Annotated in this window: 27 protein-coding genes; 22 read left to right on the forward strand and 5 right to left on the reverse strand. The window is 63.5% G+C overall.

Annotated elements, in window-relative coordinates:
* The first annotated feature begins 50 nt into the window (after positions 1–50).
* From BG83_RS0111280 to BG83_RS0111295, 4 genes are all read left to right on the forward strand, one after another.
* Positions 51–923 carry an IclR family transcriptional regulator gene (locus tag BG83_RS0111280; protein ID WP_024976817.1) on the forward strand — a complete coding sequence of 291 codons (873 nt, stop codon included), beginning with the start codon at positions 51–53 and terminating at the stop codon, positions 921–923.
* Positions 889–2025, forward strand: coding sequence for a DUF3108 domain-containing protein (locus BG83_RS0111285; protein ID WP_024976818.1), 1137 nt, complete (start codon positions 889–891; stop codon positions 2023–2025). The genes BG83_RS0111280 and BG83_RS0111285 overlap by 35 nt, the downstream gene beginning before the upstream one ends.
* A 1-nt stretch (position 2026) precedes the next feature.
* Positions 2027–2866: a 3-oxoadipate enol-lactonase gene (gene pcaD / locus BG83_RS0111290; protein ID WP_024976819.1), complete on the forward strand. Its 840-nt coding sequence runs from the start codon at positions 2027–2029 to the stop codon at positions 2864–2866.
* 319 nt (positions 2867–3185) lie between these two features.
* On the forward strand, positions 3186–3443 hold the full coding sequence (locus BG83_RS0111295; protein ID WP_012760982.1) for a DUF3567 domain-containing protein: 258 nt from the start codon (positions 3186–3188) through the stop codon (positions 3441–3443).
* A gap of 114 nt (positions 3444–3557) precedes the next feature.
* On the opposite strand, the gene BG83_RS0111300 is transcribed toward BG83_RS0111295, so the two are convergent.
* Positions 3558–3950: a rhodanese-like domain-containing protein gene (locus tag BG83_RS0111300; RefSeq protein WP_024976820.1), complete on the reverse strand. Its 393-nt coding sequence runs from the start codon at positions 3948–3950 to the stop codon at positions 3558–3560.
* A gap of 152 nt (positions 3951–4102) precedes the next feature.
* Here BG83_RS0111300 and BG83_RS0111305 point away from each other — a divergent pair, with 152 nt between their 5' ends.
* The 6 genes from BG83_RS0111305 (at position 4103) to BG83_RS0111330 (ending at position 10266) form a co-directional block, all read left to right on the forward strand.
* Positions 4103–5143, forward strand: coding sequence for a homocysteine S-methyltransferase family protein (locus BG83_RS0111305; RefSeq protein WP_024976821.1), 1041 nt, complete (start codon positions 4103–4105; stop codon positions 5141–5143).
* A 50-nt stretch (positions 5144–5193) separates the two neighbouring features.
* Positions 5194–7911, forward strand: coding sequence for a methionine synthase (metH, locus tag BG83_RS0111310; protein ID WP_024976822.1), 2718 nt, complete (start codon positions 5194–5196; stop codon positions 7909–7911).
* A gap of 241 nt (positions 7912–8152) precedes the next feature.
* Positions 8153–8566, forward strand: coding sequence for a hypothetical protein (locus tag BG83_RS0111315; protein WP_024976823.1), 414 nt, complete (start codon positions 8153–8155; stop codon positions 8564–8566).
* A gap of 310 nt (positions 8567–8876) precedes the next feature.
* Positions 8877–9509, forward strand: coding sequence for a response regulator transcription factor (locus tag BG83_RS0111320; protein WP_009277190.1), 633 nt, complete (start codon positions 8877–8879; stop codon positions 9507–9509).
* 102 nt (positions 9510–9611) lie between these two features.
* A complete protein-coding gene (locus BG83_RS0111325) occupies positions 9612–10052 on the forward strand; it encodes a response regulator (RefSeq protein ID WP_024976824.1) in 441 nt (146 codons plus the stop codon).
* A 73-nt stretch (positions 10053–10125) separates the two neighbouring features.
* Positions 10126–10266: an entericidin A/B family lipoprotein gene (locus BG83_RS0111330; protein WP_024976825.1), complete on the forward strand. Its 141-nt coding sequence runs from the start codon at positions 10126–10128 to the stop codon at positions 10264–10266.
* A gap of 82 nt (positions 10267–10348) precedes the next feature.
* Here BG83_RS0111330 and BG83_RS0111335 read toward each other — a convergent pair whose 3' ends face one another.
* On the reverse strand, positions 10349–11791 hold the full coding sequence (locus tag BG83_RS0111335) for a CHASE3 domain-containing protein (protein ID WP_024976826.1): 1443 nt from the start codon (positions 11789–11791) through the stop codon (positions 10349–10351).
* A 223-nt stretch (positions 11792–12014) separates the two neighbouring features.
* Between BG83_RS0111335 and BG83_RS28680 the strand changes: the two genes are divergently transcribed.
* The 3 genes from BG83_RS28680 (at position 12015) to BG83_RS0111350 (ending at position 13357) form a co-directional block, all read left to right on the forward strand.
* A complete protein-coding gene (locus BG83_RS28680; protein WP_004633727.1) occupies positions 12015–12188 on the forward strand; it encodes a DUF1328 family protein in 174 nt (57 codons plus the stop codon).
* A gap of 144 nt (positions 12189–12332) precedes the next feature.
* Positions 12333–12764, forward strand: coding sequence for a DUF883 family protein (locus tag BG83_RS0111345; RefSeq protein WP_024976827.1), 432 nt, complete (start codon positions 12333–12335; stop codon positions 12762–12764).
* 35 nt (positions 12765–12799) lie between these two features.
* Complete coding sequence (locus BG83_RS0111350; protein ID WP_024976828.1) at positions 12800–13357, forward strand: ferritin-like domain-containing protein; 558 nt, start codon at positions 12800–12802, stop codon at positions 13355–13357.
* A 126-nt stretch (positions 13358–13483) separates the two neighbouring features.
* Here the strand turns inward: BG83_RS0111350 and BG83_RS0111355 are convergent, their stop codons facing one another.
* Positions 13484–13807 (reverse strand): DUF1840 domain-containing protein, encoded by a 324-nt coding sequence (locus BG83_RS0111355; RefSeq protein WP_024976829.1) that lies wholly within the window; start codon positions 13805–13807, stop codon positions 13484–13486.
* A 177-nt stretch (positions 13808–13984) separates the two neighbouring features.
* On the opposite strand from BG83_RS0111355, the gene argS reads away from it, so the two are divergent.
* The 5 genes from argS (at position 13985) to BG83_RS0111380 (ending at position 19126) form a co-directional block, all read left to right on the forward strand.
* The gene (gene argS, locus BG83_RS0111360) at positions 13985–15775 is read left to right on the forward strand and encodes an arginine--tRNA ligase (RefSeq protein ID WP_024976830.1); all 1791 of its coding nucleotides are present in this window, start codon (positions 13985–13987) and stop codon (positions 15773–15775) included.
* A 60-nt stretch (positions 15776–15835) separates the two neighbouring features.
* Positions 15836–16546, forward strand: a complete 711-nt coding sequence (locus BG83_RS0111365; protein ID WP_024976831.1) for an SPOR domain-containing protein — start codon at positions 15836–15838, stop codon at positions 16544–16546.
* 161 nt (positions 16547–16707) lie between these two features.
* On the forward strand, positions 16708–17364 hold the full coding sequence (locus tag BG83_RS0111370) for a thiol:disulfide interchange protein DsbA/DsbL (RefSeq protein WP_004633713.1): 657 nt from the start codon (positions 16708–16710) through the stop codon (positions 17362–17364).
* Between the two features lie 119 nt (positions 17365–17483).
* The gene (locus BG83_RS0111375; RefSeq protein WP_024976832.1) at positions 17484–18284 is read left to right on the forward strand and encodes an SDR family oxidoreductase; all 801 of its coding nucleotides are present in this window, start codon (positions 17484–17486) and stop codon (positions 18282–18284) included.
* Positions 18281–19126 carry a helical backbone metal receptor gene (locus BG83_RS0111380; protein WP_024976833.1) on the forward strand — a complete coding sequence of 282 codons (846 nt, stop codon included), beginning with the start codon at positions 18281–18283 and terminating at the stop codon, positions 19124–19126. The genes BG83_RS0111375 and BG83_RS0111380 overlap by 4 nt, the downstream gene beginning before the upstream one ends.
* Positions 19127–19197: 71 nt before the next feature.
* On the opposite strand, the gene BG83_RS0111385 is transcribed toward BG83_RS0111380, so the two are convergent.
* Complete coding sequence (locus tag BG83_RS0111385) at positions 19198–19584, reverse strand: antibiotic biosynthesis monooxygenase family protein (RefSeq protein WP_024976834.1); 387 nt, start codon at positions 19582–19584, stop codon at positions 19198–19200.
* 33 nt (positions 19585–19617) lie between these two features.
* Complete coding sequence (locus tag BG83_RS0111390; RefSeq protein WP_024976835.1) at positions 19618–20697, reverse strand: MBL fold metallo-hydrolase; 1080 nt, start codon at positions 20695–20697, stop codon at positions 19618–19620.
* Positions 20698–20882: 185 nt separating this feature from the next.
* On the opposite strand from BG83_RS0111390, the gene BG83_RS0111395 reads away from it, so the two are divergent.
* From BG83_RS0111395 to can, 4 genes are all read left to right on the forward strand, one after another.
* On the forward strand, positions 20883–21380 hold the full coding sequence (locus BG83_RS0111395; RefSeq protein ID WP_024976836.1) for a MerR family transcriptional regulator: 498 nt from the start codon (positions 20883–20885) through the stop codon (positions 21378–21380).
* Between the two features lie 178 nt (positions 21381–21558).
* Entirely contained in the window at positions 21559–22740 is a 1182-nt protein-coding gene (locus BG83_RS0111400; protein ID WP_024976837.1) for an isovaleryl-CoA dehydrogenase, read from the forward strand.
* 159 nt (positions 22741–22899) lie between these two features.
* Entirely contained in the window at positions 22900–24735 is a 1836-nt protein-coding gene (gene aceK / locus BG83_RS0111405) for a bifunctional isocitrate dehydrogenase kinase/phosphatase (RefSeq protein ID WP_024976838.1), read from the forward strand.
* 23 nt (positions 24736–24758) lie between these two features.
* Positions 24759–25439: a carbonate dehydratase gene (can, locus tag BG83_RS0111410; RefSeq protein ID WP_024976839.1), complete on the forward strand. Its 681-nt coding sequence runs from the start codon at positions 24759–24761 to the stop codon at positions 25437–25439.
* Positions 25440–25468: the final 29 nt, after the last annotated feature.

The following is a 25468-nucleotide window of genomic DNA, read 5'->3' on the forward strand; positions in this document are numbered from 1 at the left end:
TACACCTAGCATCGGCTAAACTGGCCCGAACTGATCCCTCACCCCTCACCATGTCACCGCTGCCCGCCGACACCGATCTCGACCTGGAGTCCGATGCCGATGGCGAGCTGGATGCGCCCGCGCGCTCGGGCATCCAGTCCATCGAAGTCGGCTTCCGGCTGCTGGAAGTGCTCACGCACACCGATGGCCCGATGATGCTGCGCGACCTGGCGCGTGCGGCGCCCATGAACCCCGCCAAGGCGCACCGCTATCTGGTGAGCTTTGCGCGCCTGGGGCTCGTCACGCAAACGCCCGAAGGCCGCTACGACCTGGGGCCGTTCGCGCTGGAAATGGGGTTGGTAAGCCTGAACCGGCAAGACCCGATGCGCCGCGCCCGGCCCGCAGCCGCCGCATTGCGCGACGAGATCGACCACACCATCGGCCTGGCCGTGTGGGGCAACCAGGGCCCAGCCATCGTCCACTGGGAAGAAGCCAGCCATCCCGTAACAGTCAGCCTGCGCCTGGGCGACGTGATGCCGATGCTGAACTCGGCCACCGGTCGCGTGTTCGGCGCTTACTTGCCGCGTGCGCAAACGCGCGCGTTCATCCAGCGCGAACTCGACCGCATTACGGCAGCAGGGAATACCCCGAGCGCCGAGAACCCCGAGCTGCCGCAAACGCTCGAAGCCTACGACGCCATCTGCGCAGACGTGCGCAAGCACGGCGCTTCGCGCATCCACGGCGGCGTATTGCCGGGCATCAACGCGATGTCGCTGCCTGTGTTCGACGCCAACGGCCAATTGTGTCTCGTGCTGATCGCGTTGGGCGCACAAAGCACCTTCGACACCACTTGGAGCAGCCCGCTGGAGCGGCGCTTGCGGCTGGCCGCACAACAGCTTTCTGCCGATCTTGGATACGTTGCACCCCACGCCCCGCAATCCTGACGAACTGAATACCGACCGCGTGCAACCCCGCAGGCGTCGCTTCTATCGGCTTGGCCGGTTCGGGCTCGTGCTGCTGGCCGTGCTCGTGCTGCACATCATTGCCGTCGTGTGGATCGCGCGCAGCCGTCAGGTGACGTGGCCGCCGGCGCCCGAGCAGATCATCCCCACGCTGTTGCTGCATCCCGAGCCCGTGCAGCCGCCAACGCCCCCGGCTGCGCCCAAGGCCCGCCCGGCTTCGCCCCGTCCGCGTTCTCAGACCCCACCCGCTCCGGCGCCGACACCCACGCCGCCCGCGCCCGATCTGGCAAGCATGGACCCGTCCGAATTCACCAGCGCTGGCGCTCAAGCCTCGGGCGATACGGGCGTGGTCAAGGATCTGAGCGGCGAAGGCCCGAGCGGGCCGCCTGCACCGCCGGGCGACGCGTTCTCGCTGCCGCCCTCAGCCACGCTGCGGTACGCCACTTACGTCAACGGCGTGCGCAACGAAGATGGCGTGATCCGCTGGGCCACCGATGGCAAAACTTACACGCTTGCCGTGGAAATTCCGTTGCCACTCTTCTTTGGCAAACTCGCGTTTCGCAGCGCAGGTGTGGTCGGCCCGTATGGCCTCACCCCCACGCGCTACGAAGAAGTGCGCGGGCGCCGACAACCCGACGTGACGACGTTCCATTACGCGACCGATCCCATACCGGCATCCGGCGCACAGAGCGCACCCACGGTCACTTTCACCCGCTCGCCGGCCGTGCTTCCGTTGCCCGAGGGCACGCAAGACCGCTTCAGCGTCTTCCTACAATTGACCGGATTGGCCCGTGGCGGCCCCGAGCGGATCGCCAGCCCCGGCCTCACGCTGGAATTCCCGATCGCCGATACCGACAGCGTGGAAGTGGCCCGCGTCCAGCACGTTGGCGAGGAAACCATCGACACCCCGAACGGCACGATTCGTGCGCAACACTTCATACGCCTGCCGCGCCGTGCAGACGACAAACGGCGTGTAGAGATCTGGCTGTCTGCCGATCACGGTTGGCTCCCAGTACGCCTGCGCCAGACCGAGCCCAACGGCATGCAATTCGATCTGGTCTACCAGTCCCAAGAAGGAGGCTGACATGGACGCCAACGCCCTCTCCAACTCCGGCACGGTGCGCGCCAACGGCATCGATATCCACTACCGTACCGACGGCACAGATGGGTCATGGGTCGTGCTTGCGCACGCGTTGGGCGTGGACCACCGGTTGTGGGACAGCATCGCCCAACGCCTGGCGAGCCGCCACCGCGTGCTGCGCTACGACGCGCGCGGCCACGGCAAGACCAGCGCGCCGCACGGCGCCTACACGCTGTTCCAATTGGCGGATGATGTGGCCGGCTTGCTTGATGCCCTGTCGATTGAACAGGTGCATTTCGTTGGCCTGTCGATGGGCGGCATGGTCGGGCAGGTTTTGGGCGTACGATACCCGCAGCGGCTGCTCTCGCTCACGCTGTGCGACACCGTGTGCTACACGCCGGTGTCAGCGCATGCCATGTGGGACGAACGCATCGGCCAAGTCGAAGCGCACGGCATGAGCGGCATTGTCGAACCCACGATGCAGCGCTGGCTGACCACGCCGTTTCGTGAAGCCCATCCCGACGTTGTTGAACACATCCGCGGCTTGCTGCGCGCCACGCCTCCGCACGGCTATGTCGGTACGTGCCTGGCCATCAAGGCGCTCGACACACGCAGCTCGCTTGCACGCATCGCATGCCCCACGCTCGTCATGACCGGCGAACAAGACACCGGTGCGCCGGTGGAAGTAGCGCGCGAGATCGCCTCGCTCATTCCCGACGCCCGTTTGAAAGTGATTTCGCACGCAGCGCACCTGGCGCCTATCGAACAGGAGGAGGCCTTCCTCACCGATCTGGATGAATTCCTCGGGCACGCAGGATGCGGGAGCCAATGTGACACGCCATAAGGCCTGCTTGCCTTGCCGATAGTTGCAGGCGCCCCGCACACGGCCCGTCGTCTACCCGCCGAATGGCGGAAGGCCGCTTGCTTCTTTCGATGCAGGAGCGGAAAGGTCTTGTTACGCGATCACAACGCACGTCACACATTTCGCCTCGCGTTCGCGAACTTTGTGACCGATCATAAAGCCCAAGGAGCAGATGGGGCAGAACGGTCAGGAGGCGGGAGTTGATCGGCCCTTGAAGTCATGGTCGTGGGCCCCATCTACCCGGTGCAGCAGTAGAGCAGTCCCCACAACAGCAAGACGATTGACGCCTCGGAGGTGCACCATGCAGATGATCTACAACAGCGACAACTACTGTGTTGTTGAGTTCGGTGTAGACGGCCAACACGCCATGCTGGCAGCGGGTGGCTACGAGATCGTGGACAAGAACCTCAAACGTGAAATCTTCCTCGGCGGCGAGTTAGCCGAGCATTTCCGTGAGGACGTGAAAAAGCTCATCGCCAGCGAGCCCACCGTTGAAGAAGTCGACGACTTTCTCGGCAAATTCGACACGGTGATGACGCAGCCGGTGACGATGCACTGACCTACCGCGCGGGCAAGATCGCCCGCCAGACGGATCAACAAAAAACGCCCGGAGCATGGCGCTGCCGGGCGTTTTTTTCATGTGTCGATCGACTATCGGGTCGATAGCGCCCTTCTAGCATTGCTCCCACGGCAGGCCGGCATGACGCCAGCCATTCAGCGTGTTGCGATGGCGCGTGCTGTCCAGGTCTCCCTCGAAGCCGTGGCGCACGACATACACATCACGGAAACCCGCCTCTTCCAGTGCGTGCGCCGCAGCGGCTGAGCGATTGCCGCTCCGGCAGATCAGCACAATGGGACGCTCGACTCCATGGCCGGTCAGTTTGCGCACGGTCGGCACGAACTCGGGGTTCACCTCCCAATGCGGGCCATCGTTCCACGAGACGTGATGGGCGCCGGCCGGATGGCCCACGAACAGGTGTTCCATTTCACTGCGGCAGTCGACAAAAAGCGCGGCGGGCGTACGCTCCAGGAAAGCGTGGGCGTCTGTGGGATCGAGCAATTGCATGGCGGGCGTCAGGGCGGGCAAATGGCGTGATGTGGATTATAGGAGCGCGATTGCCCACAACGGCGGCAAGTCATTGATGCGACTGGTAAAATTCACCTTTGGCCGCAAATCCGGAATATTTGACCGGCCGCAGCACCTCGGAGTCCCTCCCCATGACCGCGCCCCTGCCCTACACCCGTGCCGCCAACCTGCCCGCGCTGCTGCGCGAGCGCATCCTGATCCTGGACGGCGCGATGGGCACCATGATCCAGCGCTACAAGCTGACCGAGGCGCAATACCGCGGCGAGCGCTTTGCCAACCACCCGATCGACGTGAAGGGCAACAACGAGCTGCTGCTGCTCACGCGCCCCGACGTCATCCGTGAAATCCATGAGCAGTACCTGGCGGCCGGCGCGGACCTGATCGAAACCAACACCTTCGGTGCGACGACTATCGCGCAAGAAGACTACAAGATGGCGGAGCTGGCTTACGAGATGAACGTCGTGGCCGCCCGCTTGGCGCGCGAGGCCTGCGACAAATACAGCACGCCGGACAAGCCCCGCTTCGTGGCCGGCGCCTTTGGGCCGACGCCCAAGACCGCCAGCATTTCGCCCGACGTGAACGACCCGGGCGCACGCAATGTCAGCTTCGACCTGCTGCGCGATGCGTACTACGAACAGGGCAAAGCGCTGCTCGAAGGCGGCGCGGACGTATTCCTCGTCGAGACGATTTTCGACACGCTCAACGCCAAGGCGGCGCTGTTCGCCATCGATCAGCTTTTCGAAGATACCGGCGAGTGCGTGCCCGTGATGATCTCCGGCACGGTGACCGACGCCTCGGGCCGCATTCTCTCGGGCCAAACCGTCGAGGCGTTCTGGAACAGCCTGCGCCATGCCAAGCCGATCACCTTCGGCCTGAACTGCGCGCTGGGTGCCGCGCTGATGCGCCCGTACATTGCCGAGCTGGCGAAGATCTGCGACACGGCCGTCTCCTGCTACCCCAACGCCGGCCTGCCCAACCCGATGAGCGACACGGGCTTTGATGAAACGCCAGAGGTCACCTCCAGCCTGGTCGACGAGTTTGCGTCGGCCGGCTTGGTGAACCTGGTGGGCGGCTGCTGCGGCACGACGCCTGAGCACATCAAGGCGATTGCCGAGCGCGTGGCGAATCGCAAACCGCGCGCTTGGCCCGGCCAATACAAAGAAGCCGCCTGAGCACAGGCCCCACGCCCGTACACCGCCGACCCCATTCGCATCAAACGATCATGACCGACCACCCCATGCGCCTCTCCGGCCTCGAACCGTTCAACATCGGCGAGAGCACCCTGTTCGTCAACGTCGGCGAGCGCACCAACGTCACCGGGTCCAAGGCGTTCGCGCGCATGATCCTGAACAGCCAGTTCGACGAGGCGCTGGCCGTGGCGCGCCAGCAGGTCGAAAACGGCGCGCAGGTCATCGACATCAACATGGACGAGGCGATGCTCGACTCCAAGGCGGCGATGGTTCGCTTCCTGAATCTGATCGCCTCCGAGCCGGACATCGCGCGCGTGCCGATCATGATCGACTCGTCCAAGTGGGAAGTGATCGAGGCCGGTCTGAAGTGCGTGCAGGGCAAGGCGATCGTCAACTCGATCTCGCTCAAGGAAGGCGAAGAACAGTTCGCGCACCACGCCAAGCTGATCAGGCGCTACGGCGCGGCGGCCGTGGTCATGGCTTTCGACGAACAGGGCCAGGCTGACACGTTCGAGCGCAAGACCCAGATCTGCAAGCGCAGCTACGACTTCCTGGTCAACAAGGTCGGCTTTGCTCCGGAAGACATCATCTTCGATCCGAACATCTTCGCGGTGGCCACCGGCATCGAAGAGCACAACAACTACGCGGTCGACTTCATCGAAGCGACGCGCTGGATCAAGCAGAACCTGCCGTACGCGAAGGTGAGCGGCGGCGTGTCGAACGTGTCGTTCTCGTTCCGCGGCAACGACGTGGTGCGCGAGGCGATCCACACCGTGTTCCTGTACTACGCGATTCAGGCGGGCATGGACATGGGCATCGTCAACGCCGGCCAGTTGGGTGTATACGAGAACCTAGACCCCGAACTGCGCGACCGCGTGGAAGACGTGGTGCTCAACCGCCGCCCGGATGCGACCGATCGCCTGCTGGAAATCGCCGACCGCTACAAGGGAGGCGGAACCAAGCGCGAAGAAAACCTCGCCTGGCGCCAGGAGCCGGTGGAAAAGCGCCTGGCCCACGCGCTCGTGCATGGCATCAACGATTACGTGGTCGAAGACACCGAAGAAGTCCGCGCGAAAATCTTTGCCGCGGGCGGCCGCCCGATCCAGGTAATCGAAGGCCCGCTGATGGACGGCATGAACATCGTCGGCGACCTGTTCGGCGCCGGGAAGATGTTCCTGCCGCAGGTGGTGAAATCCGCCCGCGTGATGAAGCAGGCGGTGGCCCACCTGATTCCGTTCATCGAAGAAGAGAAGCGCCAGATTGCAGCAGCCGGCGGCGACGTGCGCTCGCGGGGCAAGATCGTCATCGCCACGGTCAAGGGCGATGTGCACGACATCGGCAAGAACATCGTCACCGTCGTGCTCCAGTGCAACAACTTCGAAGTCGTGAACATGGGCGTGATGGTCCCGTGCAACGACATCCTGGCAAAGGCGAAAGTGGAAGGCGCGGACATCATCGGGCTGTCGGGCCTGATTACGCCGTCGCTCGAAGAGATGGCCTACGTGGCATCGGAAATGCAGCGCGACGAATACTTCCGCGTGAAGAAGATCCCGCTGCTGATCGGCGGCGCGACGACGAGCCGCGTGCACACCGCCGTGAAGATCGCCCCAAATTACGAAGGCCCAGTGGTCTACGTGCCGGACGCCTCGCGCTCGGTGAGCGTGGCGTCGAGCCTGCTGTCGGACGAAGGCGCCGCGCGCTACGTCGAAGAGCTGCATGCGGATTACGACCGCATCCGCACCCAGCACGCCAACAAGAAGGCCCAGCCGATGGTGTCGCTGGCTGCCGCGCGCGCCAACAAGACGAAGATCGACTGGTCGAACTACACGCCGCCCAAGCCCAAGTTCATCGGCCGCCGCGTGTTCCGCAACTACGACCTGAACGAACTCGCGCAGTACATCGACTGGGGCCCGTTCTTCCAGACGTGGGACCTGGCCGGCAAATTCCCCGACATCCTCAACGACGAAATCGTGGGTGAGTCAGCCCGTCGCGTGTTCTCCGACGGCAAGAGCATGCTCGCGCGGCTGATCGCCGGCCGCTGGCTCACGGCCAACGGCGTGATCGCGCTGCTGCCCGCCAACACCGTCAACGATGACGACATCGAGATCTACACCGACGAATCGCGCTCGGAAGTCGCGCTCACCTGGCGCAACATCCGCCAGCAAAGCGAGCGCCCGATCATCGACGGCGTGATGCGCCCGAACCGCTGCCTGGCGGATTTCATCGCACCCAAGAGCACCGGCATTGCCGATTACATCGGCTTGTTCGCCGTGACGGGCGGCATTGGGGTGGAAAAGCGCGAGAAGCAGTTCGAAGCCGACAACGACGACTACAGCGCGATCATGCTCAAGGGCCTGGCCGATCGCTTTGCCGAAGCCTTTGCCGAATGCCTGCACGCCCGCGTGCGTCGCGACCTGTGGGGTTATGCGGCGGATGAAACGCTCGACAACGACGCGCTCATCCGCGAGGAGTACAAGGGCATCCGCCCCGCGCCCGGCTACCCGGCCTGCCCGGAACACACCGTCAAGCGCGACATGTTCCGCGTGCTGGACGCGCAGGAGATCGGCATGAACCTGACCGAGGCGCTGGCGATGACCCCCGCTGCATCGGTATCGGGCTTCTACCTGTCGCACCCGGACAGCACGTACTTCACGCTGGGCAAGATCGGACAGGATCAAGTGGACGACATGATCGCCCGCAGCGGTGAAGACCGCGCGTTTGTGGAGCGCGCCCTCGCGCCAAATCTCTGATTCTGTGACAAGACGTTTAAGACATGGTGTGATCCACACTGTGTCTTACGTCCGCAAACCCTTGCCGGCATTGGTTTCGCCGGGGTTTCAAGAGGGGCGATCCTTACATTACAAAGGCTTACACCCCCTAACAGTCGTAACCGGAAGAGCTCCATAGACTGAACCCATTCACTCAACACACACAGAGTGATGCCGCGACGAATCCTTCGCGTGGCCGTTCAGAACGAAAGGAGTCTCTTCCATGAACAAGCTGCTGATCTCCCTGTCCGCCATCGCCATCGCTGCTGCTTCGGCTTACGCCAACGCGCAAACCCCGTCGGCCGGCGCATCGCTGCAAACCAATGGCACGGCTGCCGTGGCTCCGGCACAAGGCAATACCGGCGCAGGCCTGAAGGCCGATGCCGGCACCAAGCTGGACACCGAGTCCACGAAGAGCCAACTGAACACCAAGGCTGAGCACGGCGCCAAGGCCGCGCACGAGCACAAGGCCAAGGCGGAAGCCGGCATCGACAAGACCGCCGATAAGGTCGGCAAGTCGGTCAGCAAGACGGAAAAGTCGGCAGAGAAGTCGGGCAAGGCTGCCAAGGCTGAGACCTCTACTGGCCTGAGCGCCGACGCCGGCGCAAACGCCACGGCCACTACCCAGGCCAAGTAACACGTCACTACGTGGGATAGCCGGGCACAGCCCGGCGCATCTTAGCGACCCCGGGGCGGAACTCTTCCGCCCCGTTTTCTTTGGGCGCACGCGCTCAGGCACATGGATTGCTCAGTGGCAGGCATCGACATGTTGCGATTCATGCACATTCCCGAGGTATTTTATGGAAACGCTGACAACTCCCCCTGACCGCGCCAGCAAGAGGAGCCCCGTTTTGGCGCAACAGTCCGATACAATTGCTGTCGTATCGAACCAACAAGCGCAGCGCGCGGAGCCGGGCAGCCCGCCCAGCGCGCTCATAAGGAGCAGCATGATTCGCGTCCTGATTGCGGACGACCACGAGATCGTCCGTGCCGGCCTTCGACAGTTCCTGTCCGAAGAGCGGGACATCGAAGTCGCGGGGGAAGCGGCCAGCGGGGAAGAGGTGATGGAGCAACTCCGCACCGGCGCCTTTGACGTCGTGGTGCTCGACATTTCCATGCCCGATCGCAACGGCATCGACACCCTCAAACTCGCTCGCCAGCGCCATCCCGATCTGCCGGTGCTGATCCTGTCGACCTTCCCGGAAGACCAGTACGCCATCAACCTGATTCGCGCGGGCGCATCGGGCTATCTGACCAAGGAAAGCGCGCCGGATGAGCTGGTGAAAGCCATTCGCACCGTGTCGCAAGGCCGTCGCTATGTGAGCCCGACGGTGGCCGAGCTGCTGATTGGCGGCCTGGAAAAGCCGACCGACCAACCCCTGCACCAGACGCTGTCCAAACGCGAATTCCAGATCTTCTGCAAGCTTGCACGCGGGCAATCGGTATCGATCATCGCGGAAGAGCTGTTCCTGAGCGTCAAGACGGTGAGCACTTACCGCACGCGGATTCTGGAAAAGATGGGCATGAAATCCAATGCCGATCTGACGTATTACGCCATCAAGAACGGCTTGGTTGAGTAGCATCAGGTGGGGCGCCAAATTCCCTCGGCGCGCCGCAAACCCAACTGGCATGTAGGACAACGCCTGATACCACCTCGGCAACCCGCTGGCTAACATCAACCCATGCTGGATCAAGCCGTCACCCTCTCCACCCGTGGCCTGCGCGTCCTCCTGATCGAGGACTCCCCCGTGCTTCGCGGCATGGTGCTGGAATACCTCAAGGCTTCCGCCTTCGTGGCGACGGTCGAATGGGCAGACACCGAAGACTTGGCGCTGGGCCTTCTCGGACAGGGCCCCTATGACGTCGTGATCGTCGACCTGCAATTGCGGCAGGGCAATGGCTTCAAGGTCCTCCAAACGTTGCGCGATCAAGCGTCGCCCAGCGTGCGCATCGTCTACACCAACCACGCGCAAGTGCCGACCTACCGGCAACGCTGCTTTGAGGCAGGCGCAAACTATTTCTTCGACAAATCGCTCGAACTCGACAAGGTGTTCGAAGTGATCGAAGAGCGCGCCGGCGTCGGCCGCCCCCGCCAGCAGCCCGCGCAGCATTTCCACCCCTGAGATTCTTCGCGCCCGCCGCGTCTGCTGTCGTGGCGCGCGCCCAACGCCATTTCTCACCCCCAAGGAGCGTTCGATGAAGACCTTGTGTGCCGCACTTGCACTGACGTGTGTATTCCTGGCCGGCTGCAACACCATGGCCGGTGCCGGCAAGGACCTCCAGACCGGTGGCCAGAAGCTGGAGAACTCGGCCGACAACGCCAAGCAGAAGATGTAACGCCGTCAGCTACACCGGCATCAAAAACAAAAAGCCCCGCGATGGGGCTTTTTGTTTGGGCGTTGACATCACGCTGGGCGACTCACACCGTCGCGCCACCGTGGCCCGGCGCGGGCGCAATACCGCCAGTCAGCGCCTGCATGCCCGACGGTTCGTTGGCCGCACCTCGATCGAATACGGCATCGCTGGGAGGCAGTTCAACGATGATCGTCACGCCGCCACCGGGCATCGAATCGATGACGAGCGTGCCACCCAGCGCAATGGCGCGCTGCTCCATCCCCAGCAGTCCGTGATGGCCGACCATGCGGCGCCGCTCGATGTCGGCCGGGAAGCCACGGCCGTTGTCCCGCACGCGCAAACGCACGCCCTGGTCATCCACATCGAGCGCCACTGACACCGTGGTCGCATGCGCGTATTTCGATGCGTTGGTCAGCGATTCCTGCACGATGCGATACAGCGCGATGGCCGCATCGTCGGTCAGCTTGGGCATGTCGTCGGGCAGGCTCACTTCCGTGTGCCAGCCGTTGCGCGTGCCGACGTCCTCCGTCAACTGCGAGAGCGCCTCCACCAAGCCCAGGTTGAGCAGGATCGTCGGGCGCAGGTCTTCGATCAGGCGGCGCTTGATCTGGATGCCCTGATCCACGTGGGCCATCACGCGCGTGATCTTTTCGCTCACGGCCGGCTCGTTGGCGTGAATGCGTGAACGCAGCCAGTGCAGGTCCATCTTGGTGGCGGTGAGGATAGCGCCCAGCTCGTCGTGCAGCTCGCGCGCGAGGCGCGTCTTCTCGTCCTCGGTCACGCGCTGCAAGTGGGCGGCCAAGTCGGACAACTGCCGCGTGCGCTCACGCACCATGCGGTCGAGTTTCTGGCTTTCCTCCTCCGCCATGTCGCGCTCGCGCTCCGTCACGGCAAGACGCTTGGCGTGCTGCATGCCCAGCACCACCAGCAGGATGATGTTGACCGCCGTGATGAGCGCAATGCCGTAGCGCGACAGCGCCAGATCGCGCTCGGCGTGTTCAAGGCTGCGGGCCACCGTGGCAATCTCGCGCTGACGCAGCCGATCCAGACCCTGGCGCACCGCTTCCATCGACGCCTTGCCGAAATCGGTGCGCACCAGATCGAGCGCAACTTCCAGGTCACGCTTGCCGTAGATCAGTGTGAGTTCCATCTCGGTGAGCTTGCGGCTCACCTGCAGCGCCGTCTCAGAGAACAGCTTCAGCGCGTCCGGATCGTTGGCGTAGTGATCGCGAATTTCTGCCATCAACGCGTGGATATGCGGGATGGCCTTGTTGTACGGATCGAGGTATTCGTCCTTGCCCGTGAGCAGGAAACCACGCTGCCCGGCCTCGGCGTTCACCAGCTCGGCAAGCAGTTCGTTGATGGCGGTTTCAGCCTGCTGCGACTGAATCACCTGCCGATAGCCCTGGCTCAGGCGGATGTTGCCCGTCTCCGAGGCAATCAGCACCCCGAGCGTCAGCAGAATGCCGCCGGCGAGCAGCAGAGTGGAGCGCAAGGATGACCGCATGGCATGCAGACCCATAGGAAACGCGTCAAACCGCCCGACGCGGCGCGCGTTGCGTTTGTGTTTTTTTGGCAATTCGGATGATACCGCGTGGGCGCGCCGCGCGACACTTGGGGCGCACCCCGGTCAGGCACGCGATGTGCGTGGGAGTACGCGACAGGGCGCCGGCCTCTCACCCAACACGCGGCTGCCCTGCATTCCATCCATCCGAACCGGAGACGACAACATGCTGAAATGGGCACTCATCTTCGCCATCATTTCCCTGGTGGCCGGCGTGCTGGGCTTTACCGGCATTGCCGCAGGCGCGGCGAGTATCGCCAAGGTCCTGTTCTTCATCTTCGTGGTGCTGTTCGTGCTGTTTCTGGTGCTGGGCGTCACGGTCTTCAAGGCCGTCGATTAGCGCGGACCACCCAGGCGGTAGCGCGGCCCGTGTCTTGCTAGACCCTTTGGCATACGGCCCGCTTTCGCAAAAGCCGAAATCGCACCCGAACCAACCGCGCCGCCGGTGTGTGTCTCCCGCGGCGCCACGATGAGGAGCTTCACCATGTCACTCTTTGCCAGCCAACGCGTCCGAAGCCGAATTGATGACGTCAATGATCGCGCGCACCGCGCCATGAACAGTGCCAGCGACGCCGTCGACCACGCCCGGTACGCCGCTCGCCCCGCCGTGGAAGACGTGCAGAGCCTGCTGCGATCGCTCGAAAACGCCATCCATACACTGACCGACGAAGGCAGCACCGAAGCCCGGCGCGCCAGCCGCACGCTGCATGCGCGTGCCGCCCAACTGCGCCAAGCCGCCAACGACCGCGCGCAGCAAGCCCGCGAACGCATGGACTGGGCGCTCGATCGCACCGAAGAAACCATTACCGCGGCGCCATTCAAGTCGGTTGGTGTAGCCGTGGCGATTGGCGCAGCGATCGGGTTGGTCGTCGCGCTGGCCGGCGGCAGCAGCCGACGCGACGCCAGCAGCGAATAGACCACCCCCGCCAATCACCCCGCAGGAGCAAACACATGAGCCGGACCAACGTCGCCGCCCCCTCGGAAAGCGGCTTCCTCACCGACATCAAAACCTTGCGCGAACGTGCCCGCAAGCACATCGAGGAAGGCGCGGTGACCGGAGACTACAAAGCCGATCGGGAAACCGTGCTGCGGCTGCTGAACGAGGCGCTGGCCACGGAACTGATCTGCGTGCTGCGCTACCGACGTCACCACTTCATGGCCAAGGGCATCAATGCAGAACCGATCGCCGCAGAATTCCTTGTGCACGCCAACGAGGAGCAGGCGCACGCCGACAGCATCGCCACGCGCATCGTGCAACTGGGCGGCGAGCCCAACTTCAACCCGGAAGGCCTATCCACGCGCAGCCATTCTGAATACGTGGAAGCCGACGGCCTGGTCGACATGATCAAGGAGAACCTGGTGGCCGAGCGGATTGCGATCGACAGCTACCTGGAGATGATCCGCTACATCGGGGACCGAGACCCCACCACGCGGCGCGTGCTGGAGCAGATTCTGGCCGTTGAGGAAGAACACGCGGACGAACTGTCCGACATGCTCCACGACCAATAACGCAACCGCAGCAGGACGAGACACCGGCCAACGCGCCAGCCCCTCCCCCGCTCCCGGCCCGTGTGGCCGGATGCCCGGACCGCCCCGTTTGGCGGCCGGGCATTTTTTTGGGCCTGCGCCCCAAGCTCAGACGCCCCAGAGCACGCTGGATTTTTCGACCAGCGATTCTTCCAGCATGTGCAGCAGCGGATAGGCGCGCTGGCCGAGATGTGGCGGCTCTTCTTCGCCGTCTTCGTCCAGCTCGGGCGCCGAAAGTTCGGCCACCTTGATATGTGCCTGGTGCGTGTCATCCTTGATGGCGCGCTTGAGGCGATCGATGGCGTGGGGCATTTCTTCGGGCGTAATGACACCGCGCTCGCCCAGCGTCTTGCCGATCACGCCCAGCAACACCATGGCGAGATCCTTCTGCATCGAGAATTTTTGCGAAGCGTGCGAAGTAAAGGTGATCATGATTTCTTGTTTCCCTTGGTTGGGTGGGGGAGCCGCAGATTGCCATGACTGGGGGCGGATACCTCTGAGACCACGGCTCACCTGATAAAATTTCGTACTTTTCCCCGAACAACGCAACTGGCGGCGCCAGAACTGGATTTCAATCCATTTCAGCACTGTCGGCGTCATGGTTTCTTTATGCTGCCCTCCCACAAACAGACGATCGCCCAATTGTTGTCCGACGCCGTCGGCTCCCTGCTGCCCGAGGGCCAAGCCCGACCGGAGATCGTCCTGGAGCGCCCCAAGCAGGCCGCGCACGGCGACATCGCATGCAACGTCGCGCTGCAGCTCGCCAAGCCGCTGGGCACCAATCCGCGCGAGCTGGCCGGCAAGATCGCCGATGCCATCCGCGCCGATGCCCGCGGCCAGCGCCTGGTGTCCGCCGTTGAGATCGCCGGCCCCGGCTTCATCAACCTGCGCCTGTCGGCCGCCGCGCGTGCCGACGTGATTGCCGCCGTGTTTGCGGAAGGCGACCGCTACGGCGCCGCCAATACACATGACGGCGCGCCCGTGCTGGTGGAATTCGTCTCGGCCAACCCGACCGGTCCGCTGCACGTCGGCCACGGCCGCCAAGCCGCGCTGGGCGATGCGCTGGCGAGCCTGCTCGACTGGCAAGGCCACAAGGTCCACCGCGAGTTCTACTACAACGACGCCGGCGTGCAGATCCACAACCTGGCTGTCTCGGTGCAGGCCCGCGCGCGCGGCTTCAAACCCGGTGACGCCGACTGGCCCGAAGCCGCCTACAACGGCGACTACATTGCCGACATCGCCGCCGATTACCTCGCCGGCAAGACCGTACGTGCCTCCGATGGCGAGCCAGTGACGGGTGAGCGCGACGTTGAAAACATCGAAGCCATCCGCCGCTTTGCCGTGACGTATCTGCGCAACGAACAGGACATCGACCTGCAAGCCTTCGGCGTGAAGTTCGACCGCTACTACCTGGAATCGTCGCTCTACACCGAAGGCAAGGTGCAGCAGACGGTGGATACGCTCGTTGCCGCCGGCAAGACATACGAGCAGGAAGGCGCGCTGTGGCTGCGCACCACCGACGACGGCGACGACAAGGACCGCGTCATGCGCAAGTCCGACGGCGCCTACACCTACTTCGTGCCCGACGTCGCGTACCACACGACCAAGTGGGGCCGCGGCTTCACACAGGTCATCAACGTGCAGGGCAGCGACCACCACGGCACCATCGCCCGCGTGCGCGCCGGCCTGCAGGGCCTGAACATCGGCATCCCGAAAGGCTATCCGGATTACGTCCTGCACAAGATGGTCACGGTGATGAAGGACGGCGCCGAGGTCAAGATTTCCAAGCGCGCCGGCTCGTACGTAACCGTGCGCGACCTGATCGAATGGTCCAACGGTGACGCCGAGAGCGAAGCCGGCGTCGACACCATCCGCGCCTGCGTGGACGCCGGCGAGCCGAACTGGCCCGCACGCTTCACGCGCGGCCGCGACGCCGTGCGCTTCTTCCTGCTGTCGCGCAAGGCCGATACCGAATTTGTCTTCGACGTCGATCTGGCGCTCAAGCAAAGCGACGAGAACCCGGTGTACTACGTGCAGTACGCTCACGCCCGCATCTGCTCGGTGTTCGAACGCGCAGGCGTTGACGCCGCCTCGCTCACCAGCGCAGATCTGGCTGCGGTGACGGGCCCCGACGTCAGCCCGCAGGCGACGGCCCTGGTGCAACGCCTGGCCGCATTCCCCGACATGCTGGCCGACGCCGCACGCGAACTGGCCCCGCACGCCGTGGCCTTCTACCTGCGCGACCTCGCGGGCGATTTCCACGCGTTCTACAACGCCGATCGCGTGCTGGTCGATGACGAGGCCGTCAAGCGTGCCCGTCTGGCGCTCCTGGCTGCCACGCGACAGGTGCTGCGCAACGGGTTGGCGGTGATTGGCGTGTCCGCGCCGCAAAAGATGTAAATGCGCACGATTTGGCATCACACGGCGCTCTTATAATCGGGCGCTTCTAGAAGGATCGACATGGCACGCAATACGCAATCTTCCCGTGCCCGCTCGCAACGGGGCGGCACGTTTCTGGGTCTGGTGCTCGGCTTGATCGTCGGTTTGGCGATCGCCGTGGTGGTGGCGGTGTACATCACCAAGGCCCCGGTGCCCTTCGTTTCGCGTGGCGGCGCGCAACCCAAGCCGAGCGAAGCGGGCAACGTGGTCAACACGCTTCCGGTGCCGGTGCAACCTGCGCCGCAGGCGAGCGCTCCGCAGGCGGCGGACCCGAACGCGCCGCTGTGGAGCCGCGTGCCGGCCAAGCCGGTCGATCAGGCCGCCGAGCAGAACAATCCGCCGCCGGGCATCACCATCCACCCGGCCCAGCCGGGCTCGACCCCGCAGGTGGCAAGCGCACCGGGCGCCAAGCCGCCCAAGCCGCCGGTCACTGCCTCCAACGAGAAGCCGGTGACGGACCCGATTGCCGAGATCGCCCGCCAGGATGCCGCCAAGACGGGCTATTTCCTGCAAGTTGGCGCTTACAAATCCTCCGAAGACGCCGAGCGCCAGAAGGGCAACCTGGCCATGCAAGGCTTTGAAGCCAAGGTGACGCAGCGCGAGGTGAACGGCGCCACCATGTATCGCGTGCGGCTGGGGCCGTTCAACTCGCTCGACGAGATGACCGCCGTGCGCAGCCGCCTGCAGTCGACGGGCGTGGAATCATCGGTCATCCGCTTCGCCCGCCAGTAACGTGAAGTCCGTGCAGCCCGCTGTGAACCCGGCGGGCTGTGATCGGTCAGAAACCTGAGATTCAGTTACGCTGACACCCGCGTCGAGCGGCTCGGCACTCGATTTCGCTGGTTTTTCCGTTGCTTCGTCCAGTTCGTCGTCTAATCCGTCGTCCATTCACCATGAAAAAACTCGCTGCTTTCCTGATCGCTCTCGCCACCGGCGCCGGCTTCCTGATGACCGCGCCGGCCAATGCCGCACCCACCGCCGGCAAGGAATACAAAGTGCTGCAAACGCCGCAGCCCGTGCCCGCAGGCAAGATCGAAGTGACGGAGTTCTTCTGGTACGGCTGCCCGCACTGCTACGACTTTGAAAACACCTGGACGGCGTGGGTCGCCAAGCAAGGCAAGGACGTGGTGATCAAGCGCGTGCCGGTGGCTTTCAATGCCAAGCTGGAGCCGCATACCCGCATCTATTACACGCTGGAAGCGCTGGGCAAGCTCGACGCCAAGGACGCCAGCGGCAAGACGCTGCATGACCGCGTGTTCGACCAGCTGCACAAGAACTACCGCTCGATGTCCGAACTGGATGACATCGCCAAGTTCATGGCCGCCAACGGCGTCGATGAAAAGCAGTTCCGCGACACCTACAACTCGTTCAGTGTGAACGCCAATACCAAACGCGCCGCGCAACTGGCCGATCAGTACAAGATCGAAGGCGTGCCGACCGTGGTCGTGCAGGGCAAGTACACCACCTCGCCGGCAGATGCAGGCAGCAACGTGGGCGCCGCCCAAACGCTCGACTACCTCGTCGACCAGGTGCGCAACCGCAAGATGTGACGGGTTGCCGCGTTTCCGGGCCTCTGCCCGGGCGTGACACCGCCATCGACGCCCGCCCCTGTGCGGGCGTTTTTTGTGCGTCGACCTTCTTCACATCTTCACACCAACAGGACATCGACATGAGCGAGATCGTCTTCATCACGGGCGCTTCCAGCGGGATCGGGCAGGCACTGGCACGTCAGTACGCAGCGCAGGGCGCCACGATCGGGCTGGTCGCACGACGTGTCGACGCGCTCCATGAGTTTGTGCAGACGCTGCCTGCCGGTATCCGGAGCCGCTGCCATTGCTACGCTGCCGACGTGCGCAGCGCCGATTCCATGCGCGATGCGGCAAATGTCTTTATCGCCGCAGTTGGACTGCCCGATGTGGTGATCGCCAACGCCGGCATCTCGGTCGGCACGGACTTGCGCGAATCCGGTGACCTGAAAGCCTTTGCCATCGTGATGGACACCAACTGGATGGGTGTGCTCAACACGTTCCAGCCGTTCGTCGGGCCGATGCTGGCACGCGCCAAACCTGGGCAGCCAGGCGGCACGCTGGTCGGCATTGCCAGCGTGGCCGGCGTGCGCGGGCTGCCGGGTGCGGCGGCGTACAGCGCCTCCAAATCGGCGGTGATCAAGCTGATGGAGAGCCTGCGCGTGGAGTTCAGCCCGCTTGGCCTGCGCGTGGTGACGATCGCCCCCGGCTACATCCAGACGCCGATGACCGAACACAATCCGTATCCGATGCCCTTCCTGATGCCGGTGGACCGCTTTGCACAGAAAGCCGTGAATGCGATCCATCGCGGCGTGCGCTTCACGGTGCTGCCATGGCAGATGGGCGTCGTCGCCAAGCTGCTGCACGTGCTGCCGCGCGGGCTCTATGACTTTGCATTTGCGCGCGCCGGGCGCAAACCCCGCAACCCCGAGATTTCGTCATGACTTACACCGATGCGGCTGGCCTCGCGCACGCCCCTGTCGACACCACACCGCGCATCGCCAGCCTGGTCCCTTCGATTACCGACTTGCTGTTCTCGCTTGACCTGGGCGATCAACTCGTCGCCCGCACCGGCTTCTGCATCCACCCGCGCGAAGCGGTGCGCAACGTACCGAAGGTCGGCGGCACCAAGACCGTCAAACTCGACAAGTTGCGCGAACTGGCGCCCACGCACGTCATCGTCAACATTGACGAGAACACGCGCCCGACCGTCGACAAGCTGCGCGAATTCATCCCGCACATCATCGTCACGCATCCTTGCTCGCCAGAAGACAACCTCGCGCTATACCAGCTGCTGGGCGGCATCTTCCGCCGCGAGGCGCAGGCGCAGAAGCTATCCGACGCGCTCACGCAGGAGCTGGAAGCGCTGCGCGCCCGCCACTTCCTGCCGCACCGCGTGCTGTACGCCATCTGGCAAGACCCGTGGATGACGGTGTCGCGCGATACGTACATCTCGCGCATGCTCAAGCTCGTGAACTGCCATACGTGGCCGGACGATCCGGCGCCTGTGCAATGCGGCACTGATAAGAGCGGCGATTGCGCCCGCCCCAACCGGCCGGACACGCGCTACCCGACGTTCCGCTGGAGCGATGAGGTGGTGCGCAACATCGACTGCGTGCTGCTCTCCACCGAGCCTTACAGCTTTACCGAAGAGCATGTCGACGCGCTGGAAAAGCAGATCGGCAAACCGGTCTACCTCGTCGATGGCGAAATGGTGTCGTGGTACGGCAGCCGCGCGATCGATGGCGTGCGGTATCTTGGGCAGTTTGCGAAGACGCTGCGTTAAAGTGAAATCATCTGGCCGCCGCCAAAAAAAACCCGCCGGTTGGCGGGTTTTTCGTTGGCCGCAGCGATGCGTTATCGCTCGAACCCATAGTCGTACTCCACCTTTGCAATGCGCAGGTGGTACGACGCGTACCACTGTTCGCGCCCCAGCTTCTGCGCGGCAAGGTGGTCGCCCTGGTTCTTCCACTCGCGAATGGCCTCCAGCGACGACCAATACGACACCGTGATGCCCGGCCGCCCCTGATCGCCGGCCAGTTCATCGCGTACGGACTCGATGCCGAGGAACCCCGGCATGCTGCGCGCCAACTCCACCATGCGGTCGGCCATGGCGCCGTACCCGTTGTCGCCGTCGGTGCGCGTGGAGGCAAAGATCACGGCGTAATAGGGCGCAGTGGGAGTTTGCGCGGGAAACGGCAGGACGACGGCGCTGTCGTCGAGAACGTCATGCTGGTCAGCCATGGTCGGCTCCGGTGGAAAGCACGGGTTGTGCGGTTATGCAGTTGCGTGGAATCGAACGATACCGTCCGCGCCGGTTTCGCGCACCAGTTCGCCGCGATGCCACAGCGCATGCAGGTGGGCGAGCGCCTCGCCCATCGCGAAGGTCATCTGGTGCACATCGAACTGGCGCTTGAAGATGACATTGACGATGTCGCGTGCCGATTGCGGCGCGGCCTTGCACGCAGCCAACGTTTCGGCCAGCCGGTCCGCATGGTGGTCGCGCAGTTGCTGGATGCGCGTATGCAGCCCGCGGAACGGCCGCCCGTGCGACGGCAGGATGAGCACATCCGCAGGCAGCGGCTCGTACTTGCCCAGCGAATCCAGATACAGCGTGAGCGAATCCGCTTCCGGTTCCAGATCGAACACGCTCACGTTGGTGGAGATGCGCGGCAGGACCATGTCGCCGGAAATCAGCACGTTGGCATCTTCACTGTAAAGTGCGACGTGCTCGGGCGCGTGGCCGAAGCCGGTGATGACACGCCATTTGTGCTCGCCGATGGCGACGACATCGCCATCCATCAGGCGGCGGTACTGGCTCGGCACGCCCGGCACAAGCGTGCTGTAGTAATCCTTGCGGTTGCGGATGCCTTCGATGGAGGTCGGGTCCGTCAAGCCGTGGCGCTCGAAATGGCGCGCGGCAAATTCGCCGCCTGCATTCGACGCGCCGGTGCCGCCCACCAGCATGCGCGCGAAGGCGTAGTCGCCCAGGCTCATCCACAGGCGCACGTTCCAGCGCTTTTCGTCGCCGCCTTCGCACAGCCAGTTCGAGAGGCCAACGTGGTCCGGATGGCAGTGCGTGACCAGCACGCGCAGCACCGGCAGGCCGTCGAGGTGGTTCGCGAAGATCGTTTCCCAGTACCCGCGAATTGCTTCGTGGTTGATGCCGCAATCGATGATCGTCCAGCCCTCCTTCCCGTCCTGCCGATCACGCAGCAGCCAGAGGTTGATGTGATCGAGCGCAAACGGCAGCGGCATGCGCAGCCAGTAGACGCCGGGGGCGACTTCAAACCGCGTGCCGCCTTCGGGAAGCGTGTCGCCAAAGGGATAGTCGAGTTGGTGTTCGAGCGCGTTCATGGGGATGTGGTCTCGGTCGCCGCCTTTGGGTGCTTCGGGGCGGTCTTTGCGATTGCGGTTTGGCGCCATTGACGCTAACGTAAACGTCAATTTGCCGCCGGTCTTCCATCTTAAGCGAAAACTTAATGTCGCTGCCCGGCGTGCATGCGCAATCACACCTCTGTCGTTACTCCGTTCCTCGCCGCATGTCTGCCTCTACTCCGTCTGCCGCCGCCGCGCTCGCCGCCGATCTTGAATCGGGCGATGCTGGTGAGCTTGCTGACGCTAGCTTCACCATCACCGACCTTGCCCGCGAGTTCGACATCACGCCGCGTGCCATCCGCTTCTACGAAGACCAGGGGCTGCTGGCGCCGGATCGCCAAGGCCCGGGCGGGCGTCGCCGGGTGTATTCGGCCGGCGAGCGCACGCGCCTGAAGCTGACCCTGCGCGGCAAGCGGCTCGGCCTGTCGCTGGGCGAGATCAAGGAGATCCTGGATCTGTATGAGTCGCCGCGCGATACGGTGCCGCAACTGGAACGCTTCCTGGCGTCGCTGGCGCAACACCGCGCGGTGCTTACACAGCAACTGGAAGATCTGAACGCTCAACTGGCCGAGATCGACCAGCATGAGCGCCAGTGCCGTCGATTGCTGGAAGACGCGCAGGGCGGCACGGGCAAGCCGCCCAAGCGACGCAAGGCCGCCTGATTCCGCAAATCTACGTAACAACCGGTCATTGACGTTTACGTAAACGTCAATACAATACGCAACACCTTAAAGCACCCTTCCGGCACCGGTGCGCCCGCCACAAGCGGCGTGCACCGCACAGCGCCAGACCCATTACTCAGAGACACCAGCGGCTTGAGCCGCGCCCAAGGAGACCACCATGATTGATCTGCCCGGCCTGAAATTCGACTTGGGCGAAGACATCGAGATGCTGCGTTCGGCCGTGCGCGATTGGGCGCAGGGCGAGCTGGCACCGCGTGCCGGCGAAATCGACCGCACCGACCAGTTCCCGATGGACGCGTGGCGCAAGATGGGTGAGTTGGGCGTGCTCGGCATCACGGTGGCCGAGGAGTACGGCGGCGCCAACATGGGCTACCTGGCGCACATGATCGCCATGGAAGAAATCAGCCGTGCCTCGGCGTCGGTTGGCCTGTCGTATGGCGCGCACTCGAACCTGTGCGTGAACCAGATCCACCGCAACGGCACGGCGGCCCAGAAGGCCAAGTACTTGCCCAAGCTGGTGTCGGGCGAATGGGTCGGTGCCCTGGCGATGAGCGAGCCGAATGCCGGCTCTGACGTCGTCAGCATGAAACTGCGCGCGGAGCTCAAAGGCGACCGCTACGTGCTCAACGGCACCAAGATGTGGATCACCAACGGCCCCGACTGCGACGTGCTGGTCGTCTACGCCAAGACCGATCCCGAACTGGGTGCGCGCGGCATGACGGCGTTCATCGTCGAAAAGGGCATGAAGGGCTTCTCGGTGGCGCAGAAGCTGGACAAGCTCGGCATGCGCGGCTCGCACACCGGCGAGCTGGTGTTCGAGAACGTGGAAGTGCCGGTGGAAAACATCCTTGGCCAGGAAAACGGCGGCACCAAGGTGCTGATGAGCGGCCTGGACTACGAGCGCGCGGTGCTCTCCGGCGGCCCGATCGGCATCATGCAGGCCTGCATGGACGTGGTCACGCCGTACATCCACGACCGCAAGCAGTTCGGCCAGAGCATTGGCGAATTCCAGCTTATCCAGGGCAAGATGGCCGATATGTACACCACGCTGCAGGCCTGCCGCGCGTATCTGTACACGGTCGGCAAGAACCTCGACTCTTTGGGGCGCGACCACGTGCGCCAGGTGCGCAAGGACTGCGCTGGCGTGATCCTCTACACGGCCGAGAAGGCCACCTGGATGGCCGGCGAAGCCATCCAGATCCTGGGCGGCAACGGCTATATCAACGAATTCCCGGTCGGCCGCCTGTGGCGCGACGCCAAGCTCTACGAAATTGGCGCCGGCACGTCGGAAATCCGCCGCATGCTGATCGGTCGGGAGCTGTACGCAGAGACGATGTAACGGGCGGGAGCAGGCGGGCTGGTGGCACGGGGCCATCAGCCGAACGGATAAGGAGGCGCAACGGTTTCAGGACGCGAACACGGCACCGAAGACCATACAATCTAGGTCTGCCTGGTTTGCTGGTTTCGCCGCTTCCCTGCCCCTCCCCGCGCACACGCCATGTCCCATTTCCCCAAGCTCCTCTCGTCGCAGATCGCCTTTGACGTCGCCCGCACGATGCTCGACGGCTTCGACAAGCACTACCGCTTGTTCCGAGAAGTCAGCGTACAGGCCAAGACTGCGTTCGAGACCGGGGACTGGGCCGGCCTGCAGCAACTGCAGCGCGACCGCATCGCCTACTACGACGAGCGCGTGCGCGAAGCATCGGTCATCCTCGAAGACGAATACGACGCAGAGAACATCGACGACGAGATCTGGCGTCAGATCAAGCTGCATTTCATCGGCCTGCTGACCAACCATCACCAGCCCGAGTGCGCCGAGACCTTCTTCAACTCGGTGTGTACGCGCATCCTGCACCGCTCGTACTTCAACAACGATTTCATCTTCGTGCGCCCGGCCATCTCGACGGAATACATCGAGAACGAAGAATCGCCCACCAAGCCGACGTACCGCGCCTACTACCCCGGCACACGCGACGGCCTGGGCGCCTGCTTCGAGCGCATCGTCCACAATTTCCAGCTCAACGCGCCGTTTGAGGATCTGGAGCGCGACATCGGCTACATCGTGCGCGCGGTGGGCGAGCACTTTGGCGATTTCCGCATCGCGCCGAATTTCCAGATTCATGTGCTGTCGTCGCTGTTCTTCCGCAACAAGGCCGCGTACATCATCGGGCGCGTGATCAACGGAGACAAAACGTTTCCGCTGGCCGTACCGATCCTGCGCAATGCCGCGGGCCAGCTCTCGCTCGACACGGTGCTGCTGCAGCAAGAACAACTGCTGATCCTGTTCTCGTTCACGCACTCGTATTTCATGGTGGACATGGAGATTCCGTCTGCCTACGTGACCTTCCTGCGTGATCTGATGCCGCGCAAGCCGCGCGCCGAGATCTATACCTCGCTCGGCCTGCAGAAGCAGGGCAAGAATCTGTTCTATCGCGACTTCCTGCATCATCTGCAGCACTCGTCGGACAAGTTCATCATCGCGCCCGGCATCAAGGGCCTCGTGATGCTGGTGTTCACGCTGCCCTCGTACCCGTACGTGTTCAAGGTCATCAAGGACTACTTCCCGCCGCCGAAGGAAACCACGCGCGAGCTGATCAAGAGCAAGTACCAGCTTGTGAAGCGCCACGATCGGGTGGGGCGCATGGCCGATACGCTGGAGTATTCGGACGTAGCCTTCCCGCTCTCGCGCTTTGATGACGACCTCATCAAGGAGTTGGAGAAGCACGCGCCGTCGATGGTCGAATACCAGCGCAGCGAAGACGGCGGCGAAGAGATCGTCATCCGCCACGTCTACATCGAGCGCCGCATGACGCCGCTGAACATCTGGCTGCACGAAGGCACCGATGCGCAGGTCGAGCACGGCATCATCGAATACGGCAACGCCATCAAGGAACTCATCGCCGCGAACATCTTCCCGGGCGACATGCTGTACAAGAACTTTGGCGTGACGCGCCACGGCCGCGTGGTCTTCTACGACTACGACGAGATCGAATATCTCACCGATTGCAACATCCGCACCGTGCCCGAACCGCGCACGGAAGAAGAAGAGATGTCCGGCGAGGTCTGGTACAGCGTCGGCCCGCATGACATTTTCCCGGAGACATACCGCACGTTCCTCCTTGGCGACACGCGCGTGCGCGAAGCCTTCCTGAAGCACCACGCGGACTTCTTCGAAGCCTCCATGTGGCAGGGGTACAAGGAGCGCCTGCTCTCCGGGCAGATGCACGATTTCTACGCGTATGACGCAGCCGAACGCTTCGTCAATCGCTACGGCGCGAGCGCGCCCGACAACGCAGCGCAAGACAACACGACGCTGCAGCGCGCCGCCGCTTAACTCTCTCAACACGACGGGAAACCATGCCACATCGCATCAAAGAGCTGTTCGAGAACAACCGGAAGTGGGTCGAGCGCGTCCACGCTGAAGACCCGGATTTCTTCTCCAACCTGGCCAACCAGCAGAACCCGGAATACCTCTGGATCGGCTGCTCGGATTCTCGTGTGCCTGCCAACCAGATCATCGGTCTGCCGCCGGGCGAGGTGTTCGTCCACCGCAATATCGCCAACGTGGTGGTGCACTCGGACCTGAACTGTCTGTCGGTGCTGCAGTTTGCGGTGGAAGTGCTGAAGATCCGGCACATCACGGTGGTCGGCCACTACGGCTGTTCGGGCGTGAAGGCCGCGCTGACCAAGCAACGTTTCGGACTGGCCGACAACTGGATTCGTCACGTGCGTGACGTGGCCGAGCAACACGAAACGTATCTCGGTACGGTGGTCCGTGAGCAGGATCAGCATGACCGGCTGTGCGAGCTGAACGTGATTCACCAGGTCAACAACGTGTGCCTGACGACGATCGTGCAGGACGCATGGGATCGCGGGCAGCCGCTGACCGTTCACGGCTGGATTTACGGCGTGAAGGACGGGATGTTGCGCAATCTGGGGATGGCGGCAAATTCCAATGAGGAACTGCATGCTCAGCTGGGTGAGGCTTGGCTGAATTATGGGAAGGAAGGGAGTACGCCTAGTCCGGTGGGGTTCTGATTTTTTTTGTGTTTGGGGTGGGTTGTTTT

Origin of the sequence: Ralstonia pickettii (genome assembly GCF_000607165.1) — a bacterium.
In the GTDB taxonomy this organism is placed as follows: Bacteria; Pseudomonadota; Gammaproteobacteria; order Burkholderiales; family Burkholderiaceae; genus Ralstonia; species Ralstonia holmesii.